Source organism: Streptomyces sp. NPDC057638 (assembly GCF_042800315.1).
Lineage (GTDB): Bacteria > Actinomycetota > Actinomycetes > Streptomycetales > Streptomycetaceae > Streptomyces.
This window is the reverse complement of sequence record NZ_JBHVHF010000479.1, coordinates 1-4,030: the sequence shown is the minus strand read 5'-3', so window position 1 is coordinate 4,030 and position 4,030 is coordinate 1. Positions and strand designations below refer to the sequence as shown.

Annotated in this window: 3 protein-coding genes; 2 read left to right on the top strand and 1 reads right to left on the bottom strand. The window is 73.2% G+C overall.

Going from position 1 to position 4,030, the window contains the following annotated elements; genetic code table 11:
* Positions 1 to 227: 227 nt before the first annotated feature.
* Positions 228 to 1,334 (bottom strand): aminotransferase class V-fold PLP-dependent enzyme, encoded by a 1,107-nt coding sequence (locus ACFVIM_RS33570; protein ID WP_384309703.1) that lies wholly within the window; start codon positions 1,332 to 1,334, stop codon positions 228 to 230.
* A 211-nt stretch (positions 1,335 to 1,545) separates the two neighbouring features.
* On the opposite strand from ACFVIM_RS33570, the gene ACFVIM_RS33565 reads away from it, so the two are divergent.
* Complete coding sequence (locus ACFVIM_RS33565; protein ID WP_384309700.1) at positions 1,546 to 2,643, top strand: amidohydrolase family protein; 1,098 nt, start codon at positions 1,546 to 1,548, stop codon at positions 2,641 to 2,643.
* A gap of 351 nt (positions 2,644 to 2,994) precedes the next feature.
* Complete coding sequence (locus ACFVIM_RS33560) at positions 2,995 to 3,960, top strand: SCO1860 family LAETG-anchored protein (RefSeq protein ID WP_384309698.1); 966 nt, start codon at positions 2,995 to 2,997, stop codon at positions 3,958 to 3,960.
* Positions 3,961 to 4,030 lie beyond the last annotated feature (70 nt).

Below are 4,030 nucleotides of genomic sequence, written 5' to 3'. Positions count from 1 at the left end.
GCTTCCGTAGAAGCGGTTCACCTTTTTGCATGGGCTTTTTGAATTGTCGGCCGGGCGGCTGTGGCGGGGTGAGTGTCAAGCGGACATCAAAGGCGCGTTCGAAAGGCGTCAAAGGGAGGAATGATTTCCCGTGACCGTGACCGTGACCGTGACCGTGGCCGAAAGTGCCCTGAGGGGACGCGTACGCCATTGATGGTGCGTACGCGTCACGCGCCTCCCGGCCCGGCCTACGCCTCGTACACCCCGGCGACCGCGTTCGCCGCCGCGTCCTGGTCCACGCCCGCCACACCGCTCCCGGCGAGCGCGGTGCCGAGCGCGGCCAGCGAGGCCGACACGGTGGTGCGGGTGGCGTCCGGGCCGTAGTGGTTCACCCGGATCATCTCCTTCGCCAGCGCGCCGCCCCCGGCCACCAGCGGAAGGGCCGGATCCACGGCGAGCACCCGGGCGACCAGGGCGGCCGCGTCCACCCCGGCGGGGGTGCGCAGTGTCGTCGCCACCGGGGCCGCGTCCCTCGCCTCGTACACATACGGCTCCAGGCCCCCGCCCAGCGCCGCCGCGCCCGCGCGGGTCGCGGCGGCGGCCGTCGCGTGACGGGCCATCACCGTGTCGAGGCCGGCGCCCTCGATCCGCTCGACACACGCCTCGAGCGCCAGCATCTCCAGCTGCGCGGGCGCGTGCAGCAGCGCCTTGCGGCCACCGTCGATCCAGCGCTCCTTCCAGTCCAGCAGCGAGAGGTACGACCTCCGGGGCGCGGCCGGGTTCGCCGCGAACCGCTCCCAGGCGCGGGCGCTCACCGAGACCGCCGACACCCCGGCCGGTCCGCCCATCGCCTTCTGCGCGCCGATCACACAGAGGTCGACGCCCCAGGCGTCCGGCAGCAGCGGCTCGGCGGCCACGGACGCCACGGCGTCCAGCATGAAGAGCGCGCCATGGGCCCGGACGACCTCGCCGATCTCCGCGACCGGGTTGGTGTTGCCGGTGGCCGCCTCCGCGTGCACCAGCGAGACGAAGTCGATCCCCGGGTTCGCCGCCAGCGCCCGCTCGACCTGCTCGGCGGTGACGGCGGTGTGGAACGGGACCTCAAGGTCGACCACGGTCGCCCCGGCGTCCCGCAGCCAGCCGCCGAAGGTCTGGCCGTAGGGGCCGGTGACGACGTTCAGCGCGCTCGAACCGGGCCGGGCGCCCGCCCGGATGCAGCCCTCCAGCGGCAGCAGCGCCTCCCCCTGGGTGATCACCACGTCCTGTTCGGTACCGAGCAGCGCGGCGACCCGGCGCTCGATGTCCGCGAACCGGGCGGCGGTCAGCGGGGGCAGGTCCAGCAGCGGATGTGTCACGGCGATGCCTTCTTCGGGTCGGGGTCGGGGGTCAGGGCGCCGGAGCGGTTCTCGCGAGCGGTGATCCGCGCGGCCGTGGATCTGTGGTCCCGCTCGGTGGTCCGGGTCCGGATCCCGGTTCCCCGGGAGGATATCGGGGGGTCGGCCCGGTCTTGTCCCCTCCCCCGGGCGAGGGTGCCCAGGGCCTTGCGCCCCCTCGTACAGTGCGGACATGAGCGATCACACGGTGCTGCATGTGAAGGGGCGGGTGCTCGTCGGCCCGGAGGACGTACGGGATGAACTATGGGCCGTCGACGGCCGGATCACCTACGAACGACCGCCCGCCCCGGCCCTCGCCGACGCGGTCACCGTCACCGGCTGGGCGCTGCCCGGACTCGTCGACGCCCACTGTCATGTGGGGCTCGACGCCCACGGTCCCGTGGACGCCGCCACCAGCGAGAAGCAGGCCCTCGCCGACCGGGACGCGGGCGCTCTGCTGCTGCGGGACGCGGGCTCACCGTCCGACACCCGCTGGATCGACGACCGCGACGATCTGCCCAAGATCATCCGGGCCGGACGGCATATCGCCCGGCCCCGCCGCTATATCCGCAACTACGCCCACGAGATCGAGCCCGGCGACCTCGTCGCCTACGTGGCCCGGGAAGCCCGGCGCGGCGACGGCTGGGTCAAACTCGTCGGCGACTGGATCGACCGGGGCGTCGGCGACCTCACCGCCTGCTGGCCGCGCGACGCCGTCGAGGCGGCCATCGCCGAGGCCCATCGGCTGGGCGCCCGGGTCACCGCGCACTGCTTCGCCGAGGACTCGCTGCGCGACCTCGTCGAGGCGGGCATCGACTGCGTGGAACACGCCACCGGGCTCACCGAGGACACCATCCCCCTCTTCGCGGAACGCGGCGTCGCCATCGTGCCCACGCTGGTGAACATCGCGACCTTCCCGCACCTCGCCGACGGTGGCCAGGCCAAGTTCCCCACCTGGTCCGACCACCTGCGACGGCTCCACGCCCGGCGCTACGACACCGTCCGCTCCGCGTACGACGCCGGGATCCCGGTGTTCGTCGGCACCGACGCGGGCGGATCGCTGGCGCACGGGCTCGTCGCGGCGGAGGTCGCCGAACTCGTGCGGGCCGGGATCCCGCCGCTGGAGGCCCTGTCGGCGACGACCTGGGGGGCGAGGGCATGGCTGGGTCGGGCGGGTCTTGAGGAGGGGGCGGCGGCGGACCTCGTGGTCTACGGCGAGGACCCGCGCGCGGACGTCCGCGTCCTGGCGGCCCCGCGCCGCGTCATCCTCAACGGCCGCGTCCTCGCCTGACGCGCCCCGGCCCGCCCGCCGCGGCCGGGCCCGCACGGAGGGTGACCCTCCGGCCCGGGGCGGGGGCGGGCGGGATCGGATGATGATGTGGAGGGGTGGGGCGGCAGGTTGACGGATCGCGGCGAGAAATCGCCCACAGGCGCGGACGTCGCACACGTGTCACCCGGACCACGCCCCCATCCCACCCCAGAAATCGAATACAGACACGGAAACCCCCCTTTGGGGTGAACTCACGGCAGGTATCCGCGAGTTCACTCTCGGTGCGCAAGTATTCCGGTGTCCCGGTCGCCACCGCCCCTGAGTCCTCGCGGCGGAGTGCGCGACACCATGTCTCCCGTGGGGGTTCCACCCTTGAACAGCAACACCTTCCGCATGCCCGCGCGCCGCCGTGCCGTCGCCGCCGTCACGACCACGGTCGCCGCCACCGCGTCCATGGCGCTGGCCGTGACACCGCTGGCGCTCGCCGGTCCCGCGCACGCCACCGGTGGCGGTGGCGAGGGAAGGGCGAGCGCGGTCGTGTTCCGTACCGGACTCGACATCTCCCTGCTCAACAAGACCGTCAACCTGCCGCTCACCACATCCCTGAACGCGGTGGAGGCCCCGGCCAGCGCGGACAAGTCCGTACTCTCGGTGCGTCTGGACGGCGTCGACAACGGCGAGCCCTTCCAGGTGCTCCGCGCCCAGGTCGCCACCGCGCGGGCCACGGCGGAGAAGAAGCGGTCGGAGGGGTACGCCAACCTCGCCCGCGCCCAGGTCCATGTCCCCGGTCTGCCGCTGCTGTCACTGATCGAGGTCGAGAAGGTGACCTCGAAGGCGGTCTGCGAGGCGGGCAAGCGTCCCGTCGCGGAGTCCAATGTCCTCGGCCGGATCAGCGTGCTCGGCAAGAACGTCGAACTCTCGGCGGCCGGGCGTACGGCGGTGACGGTTCCGGGTGTCGGCGAGGTGACGCTGGATCTGTCCCGTACCCAGATCACCTCCCGTACCGCCGCCGCGACCGCGCTGGAGCTGAAGGTCGCCGTCAACCCGCTGAAGCTCAATGTCGCCGAGGTCAACGGCACCGTGACGCTGGTGAAGGCCACCTGCCAGGCCCCGAAGGCGGCGCCGGAGGAGGAGAAGCCGGTGAAGCCGGAGGAGCCGGCCCAGGAGAAGCCCAGCGAGGGCCCCGCCCCGCAGGGGGACGATGACCCGGATCTGGCCGAGACCGGCGGCAGCTCCGCGACTCCCTATGTCGCGGGTGGCGCGCTGGCGCTGCTGGTCATCGGCGGTGGCGCGGTCGTCGCGACCCGCCGTCGCGCGGCGGCCCGGGCCCGGGGCTGAGAACGGCCGGGGGAAGCCGGGGGAGGCCGACGGGCCACACGGCCGACGGGGTTCGGGGGAAGATCCCCCG

Coding starts and splice junctions, on each gene's coding strand:
- ACFVIM_RS33565 (WP_384309700.1), top strand. CDS start 1,546: ATGAGCGATCACACGGTGCTGCATGTGAAGGGGCGGGTGCTCGTCGGC.